The sequence below is a fragment of the Paludibaculum fermentans genome (assembly GCF_015277775.1).
GTDB lineage: Bacteria > Acidobacteriota > Terriglobia > Bryobacterales > Bryobacteraceae > Paludibaculum > Paludibaculum fermentans.
This window is the reverse complement of sequence record NZ_CP063849.1, coordinates 8,242,528-8,258,737: the sequence shown is the minus strand read 5'-3', so window position 1 is coordinate 8,258,737 and position 16,210 is coordinate 8,242,528. Positions and strand designations below refer to the sequence as shown.

The window sequence follows — 16,210 nt, the reverse complement described above, 5'->3', positions numbered from 1 at the left end:
AGCATGGCCGGCTTCCTCAAACTCCTCCGGAACAACCGGAACTACCGCTGCACCTGGATGGGCCAGGTGGTCAGCGAAGTGGGCGACAACTTCAACAACATCGCTGTCTTCGCCCTGGTGATGGATCAAACCCACTCCGGCCTCGCCATCAGCGGAGTCATGCTGGCTCGCGCCGTCGGCATGATCACCGCCGGACCCGTCGCCGGTGTCGTGCTCGACCGTGTCGATCGCCGCAAGGCCATGATCGTCAGCGACCTCGTCCGCGCGGCCATCGCCATGTGCTTCCTCTTCTGCACCGGACAACGCAGCACCGGCCTGCTGATCTTCCTCAGTGCCCTGCTCATGTTCGCGTCGCCGTTCTTCACCAGCGGCCGCGCCTCCATCCTGCCCGTCATCGCCAGTAAAGCGGAGTTGCACACCGCCAACTCGCTCACCCAGACCACCCAGTGGACCTCCGTCGCCATCGGCGCCTTCCTGGGCGGCGCTACGGCCAAGGGCCTCGGTTACAACGTCGCCTTCGGCTTCAACGCCCTCTCGTTCCTGGTTTCGGCTGCCTGCATTTCCCTGCTCCGCGTCCCCTTCGGCGCCAGCTTCAAGGCCGAGCGCCGCGACATCAGCGAAGACCGCGTGGCGCGCCCCTGGCAGGAATACCGCGAAGGTCTCGCCTACATGGGCCGCACCCCGCTCATCCTCGCCATCGCCCTGGTCGGCGTCGGCTGGGCCACCGGCGGAGGAGCCGCACAGATCCTCTTCAGCCTCTTCGGCGAAGTCGTCTTCCAACGCGGAGCTGCCGGCATCGGCGAGGTCTGGGGTGCGGCGGGCATCGGCCTGATCGTGGGCGGAATCGTGGCCAACGTCTGGGGCAAGAAACTGCGGTTCGAGGCCTACAAGCGGCTGATCGTGGTCTGTTACATCATCCATGGCGGCGCCTACGTCCTGTTCAGCATCAGCCGCAGCTACGGCCTGGCCCTGTTCTTCATCGGACTATCGCGCGCCGCTGTCGCCGTGAGTTCCGTCATGAACTTCACCCAAATGCTGCGCCATGTGCCCGACGAATTCCGTGGCCGGGTCTTCTCGACCATGGAGTCGATGGTCTGGGCCACCATGATGATCTCGATGCTCGTCGCCGGCCTCGCCTCAGTTACCGTGGATCCGCGCATCATCGGCGTGGTTGCCGGCGTGCTCAGCACGACCACTGCGCTAGGCTGGGGTTGGGCGCAGGCTCGCGGATTGCTGCCGGAGCCGCCCTTGTCCGGCGTCAACCCTGAGGAAATCGAAGTTCACGGAGAAGCCAGTGTCTGAGCTGACAGGCAAAGTCATCCTGGTCACCGGAGCGGCCAAACGCATCGGCCGGTCCATCGCGCTCCGCCTGCACCGCGAAGGGGCTCGAGTGCTCATCCACTACGGCAACTCCAGGACCGAGGCCCAGGAAACTGCCGCCGAGTGCGGGAACGCCCCGCTGTTCCAAGCAGACCTGGAGAAGGTGGCCGAGATCGAACAGCTGTTCGCCTCGATCGAGCAACAGGTCGGCCGCCTGGACGGCCTCGTGAACAATGCAGCCCGCTTCACCAAGATTCCGGTGCTCGAGGTCTCCGAAGCCGACTGGGACTTCATCCATTCAGTCAATCTGAAGGCCTACTTCTTCTGCTCCCAACAGGCAGCCCTGTTGATGCAGCGCACAGCCGGAGGCCAGGGCCGCATCGTGAATATCAGTTCCATGGGCGCCTTTATGGTCTGGCCGGATCACGTCCACTACAGTGCGTCCAAGGCCGGTGTCGTGGCGCTCACGCGCGGCTTTGCGAAAGCACTGGCGCCCGGCATCAGTGTGAACTCCGTAGCTCCAGGCGTGATCCCCTTCCAGGAGAAGGACGATCCGGCGATCATCGCCCTCGCCAGATCGACGCCGGCCCGGCAACCCGGCACGGGCGAAGACATCGCCGATGCAGTCGTCTACTTCCTGAAAGCGTCCCGGTTCGTCACGGGACAGGTGCTCCAGGTGGACGGCGGCATGGGTCTGCGCTAGCCCAGGCGCTCTTTCGACAGCCCGACCAACTGGCAGACCGCCTCAACCGTATCCTCCAGATCCGCTGAAGTGCGGCCCAACTCTTCCGCCTCCGCGGCGCTCACCGCAGCGTCGCGAGCATTCACCCGCGTCGTTTCCCCAATCCGCTCCAGCGCTGAGCTCAACCGGCCCAGGCCATTCACCTGGTGCTCGCTGGCCATGTGTACCTCGGAAACGACACTCCGCAGCTTGTGCGAATCCTCGGCTATGGCCTTCATCGCGCTGTCGGCCGTGTGCACACGCTGAAACCCATCTTCCGCTCGCAGCCTCAACTCCTCAATCAGGCGCGCCGTCTCTTTCGCCGCGCTCGCACAGTTTTGCGCCAGGCTGCGGACCTCGTCGGCCACCACGGCAAAACCCAGCCCCGCCTGTCCGGCGCGGGCCGCTTCGACTGAAGCATTCAGCGCGAGGATGTTTGTCTCGAAGGCGATGTTGTCAATGAGCTTGAGGATCTTCGCAATCTGCCTGCTGGACGAGTGGATCCCCTCCATCGCCTTCAGCATTTCGTTCAGCGCCTGCTGAGCCTCGTTGGTGCGCTGGTCGGCGCGTTCGACAAACTCCGCTGCCAAGGCGGCATTCTTACGATTCTCGCCCGCAGCGCCGGTCACCTTTCCGTTTTCGCCGGCCGTTAGTTGCAGCGCTTCTTCCTGATTCGCCGCCCCGCTCGCCAATGTCTGGCTGGACTGTGCAATCCGCTGGCTGGCGGACACCACATGACCGGCTGATCCGCCCAGCCTGGCAATGACCCGCGCGAATCTCCGCCCCGCCCCACGCAACACGATCAGCCCTCCAATTCCGACCGCGATCGTAATGCCCACCACCACCCACACCGCCGTGGAACTGCGGGCCGCCGTGCCCCGCCCCGCTTCCGCCGTCGTTTCCATGAAGCTCCGCGCCGCCGCCTCCATCTTCGTCGCCGCCGCACCCGTAGTCAGCACCAGCGGCGCGATCGAATCCGTCGCAATCGTGTGCGCCGCTTCAAACTGCCCCGATGACGCCAACCGCCGGTACTCAGAGAACTGGGACCGGAACGTGTTCACCCCACTGCCCACCAATTCCAACTGGGCCGCCTGGTCTGGAGGAAGCACGCCTTTCAACTCCCGGATGTGCGAGTCGACCCCAGCGGCTGCCTCCACAAACTCTGCCCTGTGCTTCTCCACCATCCCCGACTCGTGACACCCGGAACACTGCCCCTTCTTGGGGGACTGGTCTTCCAGCAGCGCGATCACGATTCCAATCTGTGCCGAGTGCGAGGCCGACCGCATGCGCTGGAAGTCGGTCTGCAGGGCGGCAGCGAGTTCCATCCGCCGGGCGGTGATCCGAGTGGACTTGTCGAGTGCCGCGCTGAGCACGCGCAGGGAATAGAGGGAGAGGCAGCTTAGGGCAATTGTCGCCAGGACGAGCGCACCGGCGGAGCCCAGCAGCTTGGTCCGAAGATTCCAACTCGTTGACGAGTTCACACCGAGCCTATCGGCGCAGGCAAGGTGAACATGAGAAAACTTACGCTTCCGGCAGGCGCGTCTGCTGCTGGTCGGAATAGTAGCGGGCCAGCCGGCGGTGGAATTCGGTCTCGTCGTAGAGATCCTTCACCGCCAACCGGGCCTCCAGGGCCAGCATGACAGCCGCCACCAGCATGCAGCAGGCTCCGCCGATCCCGAACACGACTGGAACCCAGTAGACCCAGACCAGGGTGAAGGTCGAGGCCAGGCCGATGGCGACACTGGTGCAGACATAGTTCACGGCAGCGAGGTAGAGAAGGGTCAAGGCCCGTTGAATCAGGTTCAGGCGCCTTCCCTGGAGCTTAATCTCGCCTCTGTGGTGCTCAATCCGCTCTTCCCGCAGGGCCACATCGAGCATGCCCTGCGACATTTCATCCAATTGATGCGACAGCGATCGCATGCGGTCGACAATGCGCGCCAGCCTGTTGGATGTCGAGAGAATGAACGTACCGCAAGCTGAAAGCAACAAGGCCGGGGTGATCATGGCGGCCAGGACGTTCAGCGCCGTGCCCAGGTTCGTTACGTTCAATTGGATATGAGGCCACATACAAGTTTCCTCATTGTCTCAAGTTCGGCCTGCCTTCTCCGATACGGGTGGTGTGACGAGTCTGCTACACAACGCGAAACAGCTGCTGGAAACAGCCGCCGGATCCGTCGAAGCAGGCCTGGACACAGGGGACTGGACGGTCTTCATCGGCCCCCAGGGCGGCCTCCAGATGGTAGCGGGCGCGGATTACGCCTTGGCCAACCTGTCCGCCGACCGCGGAGCCAGCGCCGCCTGGCGCGTCAGCCGGCACTCCGGAACCGTACGGGTAGAAGGGTTGGCGGGCACCGACCATTGCGTACTGGAATCAAGACCCAGGACCGCCACCCTCCACCGCCTCCTAAGCGATGTCCGGCTGTATGAACTGGCGGCCTGATGGCCTGAATCAGACCTGCCCCAGATCCAGGCAAAACACGGGTCGAGCGAACTGGTGCAGGTGATTCCTAATTCAGGAAGTGCAGCGACCAGGGTTCGCCTGGAGGATTCGGGGGGAGCTTCCTCCGTCGAGGCTTGCAGCCGGCGGTAGAATAGAGAAGGAGACACCGTAGTGGACGCGTTGACAGAAAAGCTCGAAGCGAAGTTGCGGGAATGGAAACCTGAGACAGCGGCCCAGGTGCGGGCGCGCATCTCAGAGGTAATCGAACTCGCGGACCACGGCGTTCTCGACCTCCTGCGTTCGCGTTCTGTGGAGCAGGAAGTCCTGGATCTCCTCGATGCACCCGCATCCAGGTGAGATTTGGCTGGCGGACCTGGGGCTCGCCGCAAAAACGAGACCGGTCGTCATCGTTTCGCGTTACGACCCTGACGCTCCTAGGGCTCTCGTGCTCTACGTCCCGCTGACTACCCAGCAACGCCCTAGCTCCTACGAGGTACCGCTCCCACGCCTTTCCTACCTCGACCGGGAATCAGTCGCTAACGTGCAGGGCCTTGGGTCAATTCCGACGGTCCGGCTGGAGAGGAAACTCGGCAAGCTTTCCAAGGACGCATTTGCGAGAGTCAAAACGGCCCTTACGCATGCACTCGATTTGAATTCCTAGTGCATTCAACATGCAAGTTGTAGCTGGCTTCACCTTGACTGGTTCCTGGTGTTCGGGACCGCCAGTGTCCTCGTGATCGGAGCCGCTGCCGGAATCGCGGTACTGCTTCGAACAAACTCGTCCCGGCCGCAACCAGCGACCGCGGAGCCTACGGCAGCCCGATATCCCGCAGAAATCGCGCCGCTTCCTCCGGCGGAGTCGGATTGATGTAAAACCCCGTCCCCCACTCGAAGCCAGCCAGTTTCGTCAGTTTCGGAATGATCTCCACTCGTTTAGTTGGAGATGAGGCCGCACACGAGTTGCCTCATTGTCTCGCGCTCGGCCTCCCTTCTCCGATACGGGGGTGTGACGAGTCTGCGACACAACGCGAAACAGCTGCTGGATCTGTGGAAGCAGGCCTGGACACAGGGGACTGGACGGTCTTCATCGGCCCCTCGGGCGGTCTCCAGATGGTAGTGGGCGCAGATTGCGCCTTGGCCAACCTGTCCGACGACCGCGGAGCCGGCGCCGCCGGGTAAGCAATATCCGGCTGTGTGAGCTGGCGGCCTGAGGGAGAACCGGTGGTGGTTCCGTCGTCGAAGGGACCAACGGATGGCGGGGTGCGCGGTCGAGTTCGGCGGCTACGGAAAGTTGGGCAGTCACCATCAAGGGGATGGCCGGAGCGACCGATTATTCCGGTATGTACATCAATTCCTGGAATATTTTCCTCAGCACCCTGCTCCAGGAAATCGGCAACAAGCCTACGGGACTTGGCGAAAAGAAGAAGAGATTCCAGGAATTTGCAGAGGGGCTTGGTGTCTGCAATCGTGTGCCGCTGCTGCTGTATGCCTACGACGAATACCGGCGGCTGAGTGCGGTCGGCGATTCGTTCTCCTCCCGGCCAGTGGAAGTATCCTGCTATAGCATTCTGATCAGCAGCATACTGGAGGCTGGGATTAAACCGGACCAGGCCCAGGCTGTGGAGATCCTCAGCCGATCCCATCACAATTGCGGTCATGGGTCCGATGTGGAACCACCCGTCCGCCTCGCTGAGCAGGCGTTCAAGAACCAACCATATTCAACGGCTCTGTACGACGCCACGGCCGCATACAAGGAGACCTTGCGCCCGACAAGATCCTCGACTGCGCAGAATGTGAAGCGCAAACTGAGCTGGATCCTTTGGCACGACCCGAGGAACGTTGAGCGCAATTGCTACACCAGTCGAATGCAGTCAGACATCCACAACATGGCCTCCGAGACGGCGTTCCGGTGGCAATGGCTGCTTCGACACAGCACGACGGGGCTGAGCGGAGCCGGAGGCAAGTCCTGGCTGAAAGAGGGCCGCAAACGGCTGGCCCTGCTTGGCGAATCAGAGTTCCTCGCCCGCCTGGACGAGTGGATCACGGTTCCCGACCAGCGAGTGAAGATTACGCCCACTGGAAGTTGTTTTCTCCGGCTTCTGGTCTGGTATGGCAGCCTGCTCCACGAGGATCGGAGTCTGCCCATCCTCGTACGTTTGGCGAATGTCAGATGGCTCCATCCCGAACCGGCGACAAAGGTAATCTCGGCCCTCGCCTGGTTGCTGCGCACCTCCGGAACGGAGGGTTTCCGCCCGGAGATCGAAGCGATTTGTCGCGCATGGTCCACCGAAAGCATCGAGGTGGAGCGGCTGAAGACGATCCACTTTCCGATTCAGTCCCAGATGGATCAGAGTGCGGACCAGGAGGTGGCCCGTAGGACCAACGACCTGTTGGAAGAGCAGGCTGGACAGGCATTCAGCATGCTGAACACCATCGCCGCCCAAACTGGCGCACACGTCGACACGGTCCTGGAATATTGGAGAATCCGACAAGCGGTCACTCAGCGCGAAACCCCGGAAGACGTGCCCGTCCCAACCCAGGAATCAGCTGGCTCCGGCGAGAATTAGTCAGATCACCCGGCATCCTGCTCGCACCGCCTTCTACGGCAGCCCAATATCCCGCAGAAACCGCGCCGCTTCCTCCGGCGGAGTCGGATTGATGTAAAACCCCGTCCCCCACTCGAAACCAGCCAGCTTCGTCAGTTTCGGGATGATCTCCACATGCCAGTGGTAATGCTCCAGCGGACCCACCTGCAGCGGAGCCGTGTGGATAATCGCGTTGTACGGCGGCTGCTCCAGCGCCTTGTCCAGCTTCCGCAACACCGTCCGCATCACCCAGCCCAGGTTGTGGATCACCGGAGCCTCGGTCGTCGCATACCGCGAATTGTGCTTCCTGGGCACAATCCACAGCTCGAACGGAAACCGCGCCGCATACGGAGCCAGCACCAGGAAATGATCCGTCTCGAAGACGATCCGCTCCTGCGTCTGCAACTCCTGCTGCATGATGTCGCAGAAGATGCACCGCTCGCGGAACTGGAAGTACCGCAGCGACCCGTCCAATTCCTCCTGCACCCGGTTCGGCACTACCGGCAGCGCAATCAACTGGGAATGCGGATGCTCCAGCGAAGCCCCGGCCGCCGCTCCGTGATTCTTGAATGCCATCACATAACGCAGCCGCGGGTCCTTCTGCAAATCCACGATCCGGTCCCGGAAAGCAAAGAACAGGTCCGCGACCTGCTTCTCCGGCATCTCCGCCAGCGACGTCATGTGATCCGGCGACTCGATGATCACCTCATGCGCGCCCACCCCATTCATCCGGTCGTACAGCCCCTGCCCCTGCTTGTCCAGGTCACCTTCCACCCGTAGGGCCGGAAACTTGTTCGGCACCACGCGCAACGACCAGCCCGGCTCGTTCGGCCCGCCGGATCCGCGGTACGCCATGATTTCGGGCGGAGTGTTCTTCTCATGCCCGGGGCAGAAGGGGCAGTGGCGGCCACCTTGTGGGACCACCCGCTCCCTGGTGAAATCCGTGGGACGGCGGGCGCGGTCGGTGGCGATGATCACCCAGCGGCCGGTGATCGGGTCTTTGCGGAGGTCAGGCAACTCAGTGAAACCAGTTCTTCAACAGACTGAGCTATCAGAATACCGAATTTGAGCGGTGGAGGGACCACGAGTCGGGAATGTGCCGGATCTCGAATGGCTCGAAAAGCACCGTTACCAGGTCGAATCGGGCCTTCTCCTCCGGGATCCGCCAGCGCCGCAGCAGAAACCATGCCGCGCGGCGCAGCCTCTTTATCTTTTCTTCGCCAATCGCCCGCTCCGGATCGCCAAAATCGGCATTCCGCCTGGACTTCACTTCGACGAACACGAGGCGGTCTCCATCCCAGGCCAGGATGTCCACTTCCCCGCGCCGCGCCGGGTCCACCCAGTTGCGCTCCACCACCTGGAAACCCTTTGCCTGCAAATACCTGTGGGCCAAGTCCTCGGCCCGCCGCCCCCACGCCAGTTCCGGCTTCCAATGGCGCAGGCGCCACCGGTGGCGCAACCCGTCGCACAGCCGGTAGAACGGACTCAACAGCAAAGCGGCTATTTCAGGACTTCAAACTCGAACTCCATCACCTTGCCCCGCACCACGAAGCACAGATAGTGCTCCCAGAAGCGCCGGAACCGCGGGAAGGCGTTCACCAGCAACTCGAAGCCGAGATACCTCCACAGAGCAAGTAGCTTCACGCGCACTTTCTTCTCACGAAATCGCGCGGTGGAATAGTAGCCATAGCCGGCGTTGTCATCCCCGAAGTACCGGAATGAGAAGGAGTTCAGGTGCCACTTGTGGGTCGGATCGCAGAACGAGGAGAAATCCGTATAGTGCGGGGTCGCCAGGAACACCCGCCCGCCGGCGCGCACCAGCCGGTGAAACTCCTCCATCGTCTTCAGCACATCGCTGACATGTTCAATGACATGAATGGCTTGCAGCCCGTCGAATGAGCTGTCTTTGAACGGGTACGGAAAGTGATCCAGGTCGCACAGAACGTCGGCGCGGCTGCGCGCATTGCGGTCTATCCCAAGCGAGCCAGGCAACTTGTTGATGCCGCAGCCGACGTCCAGAATCAGCGGTCGAGTCACCTCAATAGTCTAGCCGCAAACCGCCTGGATGCACTCTTCCAGCACGTCCAGGGCGTAGTCGGCCTGCTCCTTGGTCAGCACCAGGGGAGGCGACAGGCGGATCGAATTCTGCCCCGCCCCCAGCACCAGGACGCCCCGCTCGAACGCCAGTTGCTCGATCCGGTTCCGCAGCTCAGGCGCCCGCTCCTTGTTGCCCTGGTCCTTCACCACCTCAAACGCCAACATCAGCCCCAGGCCGCGCACATCCCCGATCACCGGATACCGGCTCACCCACGTATCCATCCGCTGCCGCATATGTGCCCCGATTCCAGCCGAGTTTTCGATCAGCTCCTGCTCCAGCAGCTCAATCGTGGCCAGCGACGCCGCCACGCTCACCGGATTGCCGCCAAACGTCGACGCATGCGCGCCCGGCTTCCACTGCATGTATTGCGCCTTGGCTACCGTCGCGCTCAGCGGCAGCCCGCTGGCGATCCCCTTGGCCAGCGCCACGATGTCCGGCTCCAGCCCGAAGTGTTCGCTGGCAAACAGCTTCCCGGTGCGTCCCATGCCGCACTGCACCTCGTCAGCCACCAGCAGGATGCCGTGCCGGTCGCATACCGCGCGCAGTTCGTCGAAGAACTTCCTGGGCGGCACCACATAGCCGCCCTCGCCCTGCACCGGCTCGACGAACACCGCCGCTACTTCCTCCGCCGGCAGGATCGTCGGGAACAGTTGCTTCTCCAGCACTTGCACGCACTCCACCGCGCAGGTGTCGGGCTGCTTACCGTAGGCGCAGCGGTAGCAATAGGCGTAAGGGATGTGCGTCACTCCGCCCAACAGCGGAGCAAACCCCTTCTTCTGGACGCTCTTTGACCCCGTCAACGAAAGTGCGCCAATCGTCCGCCCATGGAAGCCCCCCAGGAACGCCACGAACTTGTCGCGGCCCGTGTGGTAGCGCGCCATCTTGAGAGCGGCTTCAATCGCCTCCGCGCCCGAATTGCCGAAGTACACCCTCTTCGGATCCGGCCCCGGAGCCAGCGCCGCCAGCTTTTCCGCCAGCTCCACCATGTTTTCGTAGTAGAAGTCCGTGCCCGACATGTGCAGGAACTTCTCAGCCTGCGCGCGCACCGCGGCGACTACCTTCGGGTGCGAATGCCCGGTCGCCACGACGGCAATGCCGGCGTTCATATCCAGGAACCGGTTGCCGTCGACATCCTCGACAATCGCCCCCTCTCCTCGCGCAATCACCAGCGGATAGCTGCGCGTATAGGAAGGAGAAAGCACTTTCTGGTCACGCTCAACCACCGCCCGGGCCTTCGGGCCAGGCAGGGGCGTGCGAAGCATGGGCAAATCCTGCCGCTCAGCGAGCTGCATGACGACCTCCTCAAATTGTTCGGAGCTGGAGTGATGGGACGAGGGGCTACACGGGGCGCAAGGCCCGGGCCGCCATTAGTCGCTGGCGAAGAGAGAGGGCCGGACGCTGGCAGGTGTGGCCTTCATAGGTCGATTCTACGCCAAATCCCCCAGATTGGATATCCCCGAAATCGTGTACCACTCCGCCGCCTGGATGAGTATGATTGTGAGATCCGAAACCCCGCTCAGACTGCGAAAGGATTGGCTATGGCCGAACTGTCCTACGAGTTGACGCCCGCTGAAGCAAAATCGAAGCTGGACGCCGGGGAGGCTGTTCTCATCGATGTGCGCGAACCAAACGAGCACCTGCTCTGCGCTATCGATGACGCGGAACTGATCCCCATGAACACGGTGCCCCAGCAGCTGCAGCACCTGGAGGAACTCGCCGACGAAAAGGTAGTCATCGTGTTCTGCCACCATGGCGTTCGCAGTCTGAACGTCGTCAACTGGCTCCGCCGTCAGGGTGTGGAGAATTGCACGTCGATGACGGGCGGCATTGACGCCTGGAGCGCGCAGATCGACCCGGGCGTGGCCCGCTACTAGCCAGGTCCATTCACGAAAGGAACCCATCCCGCATGGCGCTGAAGTTCTATACGAAACCCACTTGAACCACCTGCCGCAAGGCCAGGAGTTTCCTGACCGAACGCAGGATCGAGCCCGAGACCATCGATCTGAACAAAGGCCTGAGTGAAGCTGAGCTCGACAAGTTGATCGGCAAAGCCGACCACCTCCCGTTCCTCAACACTCGCAACGAGCTCTATCGCGAGATGAACATGAAAACCAACCCGCCCCCCCGGGCCGAGGCGATTCGCCTGATGTCGGCCAATCCGAACCTGATCAAACGCCCCCTGCTCGTCAGGGATGGCAGGATCCTCTTCGGCTTCGACGAGACCCAGTGGGGGGCGTTTTAGCGCGGAGTCAGTCAAACTGCGGGCGGAGCAGGAAATCCGCCCCAGTGCCCGCCGCCCGGTCCCCGCTAGTTCGCCAGTCCGGCGAAAGCCAGCTCGGCCGGAGGTATATGGAGCCCGGCGCCAAGGGCTGGCGTAAACCTGCCTGCAGGTTTGCCGGCCGACAGCACCGTCGACTGGATCAACTCAGCGGTCATCGAATCCACGATCGGAGCGAATCGGTCGCTGTAGGAGTCGCTCTTAAAGCGCATGATCTGTATATCGCACCCATACTTGGGCTCAAAATACTTGGGGATCACTTCGCCGCGGTACTCCAGTGGACGTCCGCCGATTCGGCCCAGGATATGAGCCGAGTGATTCCGTGTAGTGGCCGTCGCGATTCCGATCGCGCCGCCAAGCAGGCGCCCCCAAGCCCATACCCCCAAGGCCAGGCGGACAGCCTCCGCCGTCCCCCTCATCTGCTCGGACAGAACCCACCCGCCAACTTCCACCACCATGGCGCCGGAAGTTTGCGCGAAAAGCATCTCTGCCTCCACTGCGGATCGCAGTTTTGCTCCACGATCCGGACACGCCGCCAGCTTGGTTCGGCTGACAATCAGATTCTCAAACTTCGGCTGGCGAGGGTGGACAAGCATGCGCACGCATCCTTCCACTCTGCCGGTCGCGCCGAGAGCCACTAAATGCCATGCGAGTGAATCGAATGCAGAGGCGTCGCGCCCGTCCGGAGTAAGCTGGGATGCCTGCAGCGCACCTTCTTCCATCGCAATCCGCCCTCGTAGCCGCTGCACTTCGCCTAACATTCGCTGGTAGTCCTCGGGACTGGTCGCGATTCTCCCGAATGAACCGGGGATTCCGGTCGATTCGGGCGCAAGTACCACGTGCCGTCTACCTGCGCTCGTGCGGTCCTGGCATGGAAGTCTCATCGATTCATCCTCTTGCGTTTCTACTTGGTCATATCGCGCGAACTGTCATCCCAGCACCGCAAACGCGGGCCGGCGACATCGAAAGCTGCTAGGCATGACCGCCCGAATGCTTTTTAGCTTCGGGTGAAACTTCGAGGACTCTTTCGTGAGCCCTCCCAGTAGATCAGAACTCGCAGGATTGTGAAAGCGAATGTTGCGGCCGGAACTCTTTCCAATCTGCGAATATGATCTGTCGCCTGCAGCGGTGATCGTCGGATTGGCCGAATTCCGTTAGCCTCGAGAAATCGGGGACTTATTCAACCGGAACGCAGGCAGTTGATAGTAATCAATGACTTACGAAGATGAGCGTTGGATTCTTGGGCACACAAATAGCGAAAGTACGCCATTACTGAGAGGGATTCAGGCGGGGAATAGGTAAAGTTCAGGCGCCGTGGTGTAAGGGTTCGTAGGGTACTACCCGGCGAACAAAAAAAATCCGACAGGGGTAGCCACTCCCCTGTCGGTTCATTAATAAACGAATTACTGGTCGGCCGGTTGCCGGCTCGATCCGGGTGCGCAACGCCTGCGAGAGGCGCTATGCTCTATTCCGCCGCCGGCGCATGACGCCGAACGCCACGAAACCCGCGCCAAGTAACGTCAGAAGCCCGGTGGAAGGTTCCGGAATCGCGGTCGCGTTGATAGTGGCGCTGTAACTGGCCACCACACTGCCGCCCGCGGTAACGGTCGCAAGGACAGACTGGTACGGCTGCCCGAGGAACTCCGCGCCAAAAACCCCGTTGAAGGCGTAGTCGTTCAGGCCCGTGTCAAGGTTCCGCATAAAGCCCCGAACCGAGAAGTTCGCGTTCGAGGACAATCCGCTGGTCGAATCGAAGAAGTTGGAGAGGCTGTATGGCGACTGGAAGGGTGCTGGCGCCGACGGAGTGCATGTCTGGCCATTTGCGGGAGCCGTCGTACAATCTGCCGACCCGTACGCACCAATGTCGATAAACGTCAGGTCCAAGGCGTACCGAAATGCGCCATTGGTGAACGTCAGCCAGTTCAGGACGAAAATCGGTACTCCGGCCGGTTGTGGCGGCACGATACCACCCGCCACGGTGCGGTCGACGATGGCGCCCTGGTCACCAAATACCAATGGCGAGAAGGCTCCGGCCCCTGGCCCGGTGGCAACCACCTGCCCGGTGCCATCCACCGCTGCACCGGGTACGAACGGCGCGAAGTCGATGGTGGTTTGTGTGACCTCAGCCGTGCCTCCAAGACTGATGGTTCCGTAAATCGGTATGGCCTGCGCCATTCCTGCCGTAACTACCAGGAAAGCTGCCAGTTGCATCATTAGTTGCGCAGGCGTTGATTTAGTCAATAGCCTCATGTTTATTCCCCTCCTATTTGCCGCGAATAAAAGCGCTCTCAGAAACTTCCCAAGAAACTTCCGGGCGCAGTTACTACTGCCCGAATATACCCGAGAAAACACTTATTATCAATAGTTAATCTAATTAGTTTTATGCTAGGGTCGCCAGCCCAAATCTGGCCGGGCCCGGAGTGCCTGTCTCACCCTGCTCCGAGCTCAATAACTGGCGCCGGCGGCAAACACAGGAAAAGATAGCTCACAGGCCTAGAGAGGCACTTTAGACCCGCCCTCTCATATCTCCAAGCTGTGACACTAATGAAGTTAAGGCTTTTTTGAGGGCTTTCAACAACCAATTTTCTACCCATCGCTTCTTCGGCTGTAGTCTGGGAAAAACCTCATCCGGGCGGCCCGAAAATCTGCTACGAGTCAACTCGGTCTCGTTTTGCCCACCCTCTCTCTTTCGCAACGTACCCAGATACGCTCGCGCTTCCCAGCGCGGATGGCCACAAAAATGCTCCAGGCCTCTTCACCCCTCAGCCCCCCAAAAGTCGAGCCTGCTCCAGCCCGGCCCGATCCGTGATAAACCTATTCCTGTGATTTCCCGCCGCCGCCTCGCCTTAGCCGCCGCACTACCGGCCCTCATGAAGACTCAAGCGCAAACCCAACCTCCTTACAAAGGACCCCTCGCCAGGTTCTCCGGCCAGGTGAAAGATTCCGATTTCGACTCCCTGGAGTACTCGCTCCTTCGTTATAAGGAGATGCCGCGCCGCCTCGGCTTTCAGGCCACTGATCGCAAATCCGCCGAAGCATGGCAGAAGAAGCTGCGCGCTAAAGTCACGGAACTCGTCGGCGGCTTCCCCCAGCAGCGCACTCCCCTCCAGCCACGCATCCTCGAGACCAAAGACTTTCCGGGCTACACGCGCGAAACCGTCATCTTCACCTCCCGCCCGGGCCTCGAGGTCTTCGGTTACCTCATGATCCCCAAGGGCAAGGTGAAGCCCATGCCCGCCGTCATCAGCATCCCGGGCCACGGCTTCGGCGTGAACGACATCTCCGGCATCGACGACAAGGGCAATGAGCGGACGGTCAAAGGGCCCTATTCTTATGACTACGCCCTGCAGATCGTGGAAAATGGCATGGCCGCTCTGGCCATCGAACCCCTCGGCTTCGGCTGCCGCCGCGACGCCGCCGCCCGCTCCAAGAATGGCGGAACGTCCTCCTGCCAGCCCTCGGCCGGCGCCGCGCTGCTCTTCGGCGAGACCATGGTCGGCTGGCGTGTCTGGGACATCATCCGCTCAGTCGACTACCTCGAAACCCGCAAGGAATTCGACCCCAAGCGCATCGGCCTCATGGGGATCTCCGGCGGCGGCACCTGCACCGTCTTCGGAGCCGCTCTCGAGCCCCGCATCAGCGCCGCCTTCGTCAGCGGCTACCTCAACACCTTCCGCGACTCCATCCTCAGCCTCTCCCACTGCATCGACAACTACGTCCCCGGCATCCTCCAGTGGTGCGAGCAGTACGACGTCGCCGGCCTCATCGCGCCCCGCCCGCTCTTCTGCGAATCAGGCGTGAAGGATCCCATCTTCCCCATCAACGCCTTCAAGGAGTCCTTCGCCAACGTCAGCAAAGTCTATGAAGCCTTCGGTGCCCAGGACCGCATCGGCCACGAGATCCATCCCGGCGCCCATGTCTTCTCCGGCAAGCAGGGCCTGCCCTTCCTCGCCAAACACCTCAAAGCGTAGCCGCTATCTCCACAAAGGCGCGGCCGTCCAAAGCCGCGCCAGCCTCTCGCCCCGCATGGCCCTATACTGAATCCCATGCGGATGCTTCTCCTGACCCTCGCGGCCGCCGCCGCCCTCACGGCCCAAACCCATCCCACCGCCGACTTCAAAACCAGTGCGGGCCCCCTCAGGCTCACCGTCATCAAACACGCCAGTTTCATGCTCGAAGCCGGTGGGCAGGTTGTGCACGTCGACCCCACCAGCCCCGGCAACTACACCGGCCTCCCCCAGGCCGACCTCATCCTCGTCACCGACATTCACGGCGATCACAACGATCCGAAGGCCCTCGCCGCCGTCCGCAAGTCCTCCGCCAAGGTGATCGCCCCGAAGGCCGTCGCCGAGAAGCTCGAAGGCACGCAGGTCCTCGCCAACGGGGAAACCACCAAAGTGGGAGCCTGGACCATCGAAGCCGTTCCCATGTACAACCTCCAGCGCGGCCCCGCCGAAGGCAAGCTCTTCCACGACAAGGGCCGCGGCAACGGCTACATCGTCACCTACGGCGGCTTCCGCCTCTACATCTCCGGCGACACCGAGGGCATCCCCGAGATGCGCGCGCTCAAGAACATCGACCTCGCTTTGGTCTGCATGAACCTGCCTTACACCATGACGCCCGAAGAGGCGGCCGACGCCGTCAAAGCCTTCAAGCCAAAGGTCGCCATCCCATACCACTACCGCGAATCGGACCTCTCGCTGTTCGAGAAAGGCCTTGCCGGCAGCGGCGTCCAGGTGAAGCTGCTCGACTGGTACAAGTAAACCGC

General features: G+C 61.9%; 17 protein-coding genes and 2 pseudogenes. 10 read left to right on the top strand and 9 right to left on the bottom strand.

Translation table 11 applies throughout. The features are described from left to right. Positions 1–3: 3 nt before the first annotated feature. Complete coding sequence (locus IRI77_RS32735; protein WP_194449139.1) at positions 4–1,302, top strand: MFS transporter; 1,299 nt, start codon at positions 4–6, stop codon at positions 1,300–1,302. Then, positions 1,295–2,023, top strand: a complete 729-nt coding sequence (locus tag IRI77_RS32730; RefSeq protein WP_228486443.1) for an SDR family NAD(P)-dependent oxidoreductase — start codon at positions 1,295–1,297, stop codon at positions 2,021–2,023. Before IRI77_RS32735 ends, IRI77_RS32730 begins: the two co-directional genes overlap by 8 nt. On the opposite strand, the gene IRI77_RS32725 is transcribed toward IRI77_RS32730, so the two are convergent. Further along, positions 2,020–3,522, bottom strand: coding sequence for a methyl-accepting chemotaxis protein (locus IRI77_RS32725; protein ID WP_194449138.1), 1,503 nt, complete (start codon positions 3,520–3,522; stop codon positions 2,020–2,022). The two genes, IRI77_RS32730 and IRI77_RS32725, sit on opposite strands and share 4 nt — an antisense overlap. A gap of 40 nt (positions 3,523–3,562) precedes the next feature. Next, positions 3,563–4,108 (bottom strand): DUF2721 domain-containing protein, encoded by a 546-nt coding sequence (locus tag IRI77_RS32720; protein WP_194449137.1) that lies wholly within the window; start codon positions 4,106–4,108, stop codon positions 3,563–3,565. 52 nt (positions 4,109–4,160) lie between these two features. Between IRI77_RS32720 and IRI77_RS32715 the strand changes: the two genes are divergently transcribed. The 3 genes from IRI77_RS32715 to IRI77_RS38775 all read left to right on the top strand — a co-directional run bounded on the left by IRI77_RS32715 (position 4,161) and on the right by IRI77_RS38775 (position 5,142). Beyond that, entirely contained in the window at positions 4,161–4,481 is a 321-nt protein-coding gene (locus IRI77_RS32715) for a hypothetical protein (RefSeq protein ID WP_194449136.1), read from the top strand. Between the two features lie 171 nt (positions 4,482–4,652). Then, complete coding sequence (locus tag IRI77_RS32710) at positions 4,653–4,838, top strand: hypothetical protein (RefSeq protein WP_194449135.1); 186 nt, start codon at positions 4,653–4,655, stop codon at positions 4,836–4,838. Further along, positions 4,819–5,142 carry a type II toxin-antitoxin system PemK/MazF family toxin gene (locus IRI77_RS38775; protein ID WP_194449134.1) on the top strand — a complete coding sequence of 108 codons (324 nt, stop codon included), beginning with the start codon at positions 4,819–4,821 and terminating at the stop codon, positions 5,140–5,142. Before IRI77_RS32710 ends, IRI77_RS38775 begins: the two co-directional genes overlap by 20 nt. Before the next feature lie 148 nt (positions 5,143–5,290). On the opposite strand, the pseudogene IRI77_RS38770 reads toward IRI77_RS38775, so the two are convergent. After that, positions 5,291–5,410, bottom strand: a pseudogene (locus tag IRI77_RS38770) (galactose-1-phosphate uridylyltransferase); the annotation flags it as partial. 411 nt (positions 5,411–5,821) lie between these two features. Between IRI77_RS38770 and IRI77_RS32695 the strand changes: the two are divergent. After that, entirely contained in the window at positions 5,822–7,048 is a 1,227-nt protein-coding gene (locus tag IRI77_RS32695) for a hypothetical protein (RefSeq protein ID WP_194449133.1), read from the top strand. A 33-nt stretch (positions 7,049–7,081) separates the two neighbouring features. Here IRI77_RS32695 and galT read toward each other — a convergent pair whose 3' ends face one another. From galT to IRI77_RS32675, 4 genes are read right to left on the bottom strand one after another with little or no spacing between them, the layout of a single operon-like run. Further along, the gene (galT, locus tag IRI77_RS32690; protein ID WP_194449132.1) at positions 7,082–8,083 is read right to left on the bottom strand and encodes a galactose-1-phosphate uridylyltransferase; all 1,002 of its coding nucleotides are present in this window, start codon (positions 8,081–8,083) and stop codon (positions 7,082–7,084) included. 34 nt (positions 8,084–8,117) lie between these two features. Further along, complete coding sequence (locus IRI77_RS32685; RefSeq protein ID WP_228486442.1) at positions 8,118–8,561, bottom strand: YraN family protein; 444 nt, start codon at positions 8,559–8,561, stop codon at positions 8,118–8,120. 5 nt (positions 8,562–8,566) lie between these two features. Next, entirely contained in the window at positions 8,567–9,103 is a 537-nt protein-coding gene (locus tag IRI77_RS32680; RefSeq protein ID WP_228486441.1) for a class I SAM-dependent methyltransferase, read from the bottom strand. Positions 9,104–9,112: 9 nt separating this feature from the next. Next, positions 9,113–10,426: an acetyl ornithine aminotransferase family protein gene (locus IRI77_RS32675; RefSeq protein ID WP_228486440.1), complete on the bottom strand. Its 1,314-nt coding sequence runs from the start codon at positions 10,424–10,426 to the stop codon at positions 9,113–9,115. A gap of 276 nt (positions 10,427–10,702) precedes the next feature. Between IRI77_RS32675 and IRI77_RS32670 the strand changes: the two genes are divergently transcribed. Further along, positions 10,703–11,038, top strand: a complete 336-nt coding sequence (locus tag IRI77_RS32670) for a rhodanese-like domain-containing protein (protein ID WP_194449130.1) — start codon at positions 10,703–10,705, stop codon at positions 11,036–11,038. A 77-nt stretch (positions 11,039–11,115) separates the two neighbouring features. Further along, positions 11,116–11,406 (top strand): annotated as a pseudogene (locus IRI77_RS32665) (arsenate reductase family protein); the annotation flags it as partial. A 65-nt stretch (positions 11,407–11,471) separates the two neighbouring features. Here the strand turns inward: IRI77_RS32665 and IRI77_RS32660 are convergent. Both IRI77_RS32660 and IRI77_RS32655 read right to left on the bottom strand, forming a co-directional pair. Then, positions 11,472–12,038 (bottom strand): hypothetical protein, encoded by a 567-nt coding sequence (locus tag IRI77_RS32660; protein WP_194449128.1) that lies wholly within the window; start codon positions 12,036–12,038, stop codon positions 11,472–11,474. Between the two features lie 862 nt (positions 12,039–12,900). Beyond that, a complete protein-coding gene (locus IRI77_RS32655; RefSeq protein ID WP_194449127.1) occupies positions 12,901–13,692 on the bottom strand; it encodes a PEP-CTERM sorting domain-containing protein in 792 nt (263 codons plus the stop codon). A gap of 572 nt (positions 13,693–14,264) precedes the next feature. Between IRI77_RS32655 and IRI77_RS32650 the strand changes: the two genes are divergently transcribed. Both IRI77_RS32650 and IRI77_RS32645 read left to right on the top strand, forming a co-directional pair. Beyond that, on the top strand, positions 14,265–15,413 hold the full coding sequence (locus IRI77_RS32650; RefSeq protein ID WP_194449126.1) for an alpha/beta hydrolase: 1,149 nt from the start codon (positions 14,265–14,267) through the stop codon (positions 15,411–15,413). Between the two features lie 75 nt (positions 15,414–15,488). Beyond that, entirely contained in the window at positions 15,489–16,205 is a 717-nt protein-coding gene (locus IRI77_RS32645; protein WP_194449125.1) for an MBL fold metallo-hydrolase, read from the top strand. Positions 16,206–16,210: the final 5 nt, after the last annotated feature.

Bases quoted from the DNA above. Each gene is read 5' to 3' on its own strand.
- IRI77_RS32675 (WP_228486440.1), bottom strand. From the start codon at position 10,426: ATGCTTCGCACGCCCCTGCCTGGCCCGAAGGCCCGGGCGGTGGTTGAG.
- IRI77_RS32670 (WP_194449130.1), top strand. From the start codon at position 10,703: ATGGCCGAACTGTCCTACGAGTTGACGCCCGCTGAAGCAAAATCGAAG.
- IRI77_RS32645 (WP_194449125.1), top strand. From the start codon at position 15,489: ATGCGGATGCTTCTCCTGACCCTCGCGGCCGCCGCCGCCCTCACGGCC.
- IRI77_RS32695 (WP_194449133.1), top strand. From the start codon at position 5,822: ATGTACATCAATTCCTGGAATATTTTCCTCAGCACCCTGCTCCAGGAA.
- IRI77_RS32735 (WP_194449139.1), top strand. From the start codon at position 4: ATGGCCGGCTTCCTCAAACTCCTCCGGAACAACCGGAACTACCGCTGC.
- IRI77_RS32660 (WP_194449128.1), bottom strand. From the start codon at position 12,038: ATGCTTGTCCACCCTCGCCAGCCGAAGTTTGAGAATCTGATTGTCAGC.
- IRI77_RS32655 (WP_194449127.1), bottom strand. From the start codon at position 13,692: ATGAGGCTATTGACTAAATCAACGCCTGCGCAACTAATGATGCAACTG.
- IRI77_RS38775 (WP_194449134.1), top strand. From the start codon at position 4,819: ATGCACCCGCATCCAGGTGAGATTTGGCTGGCGGACCTGGGGCTCGCC.
- IRI77_RS32720 (WP_194449137.1), bottom strand. From the start codon at position 4,108: ATGTGGCCTCATATCCAATTGAACGTAACGAACCTGGGCACGGCGCTG.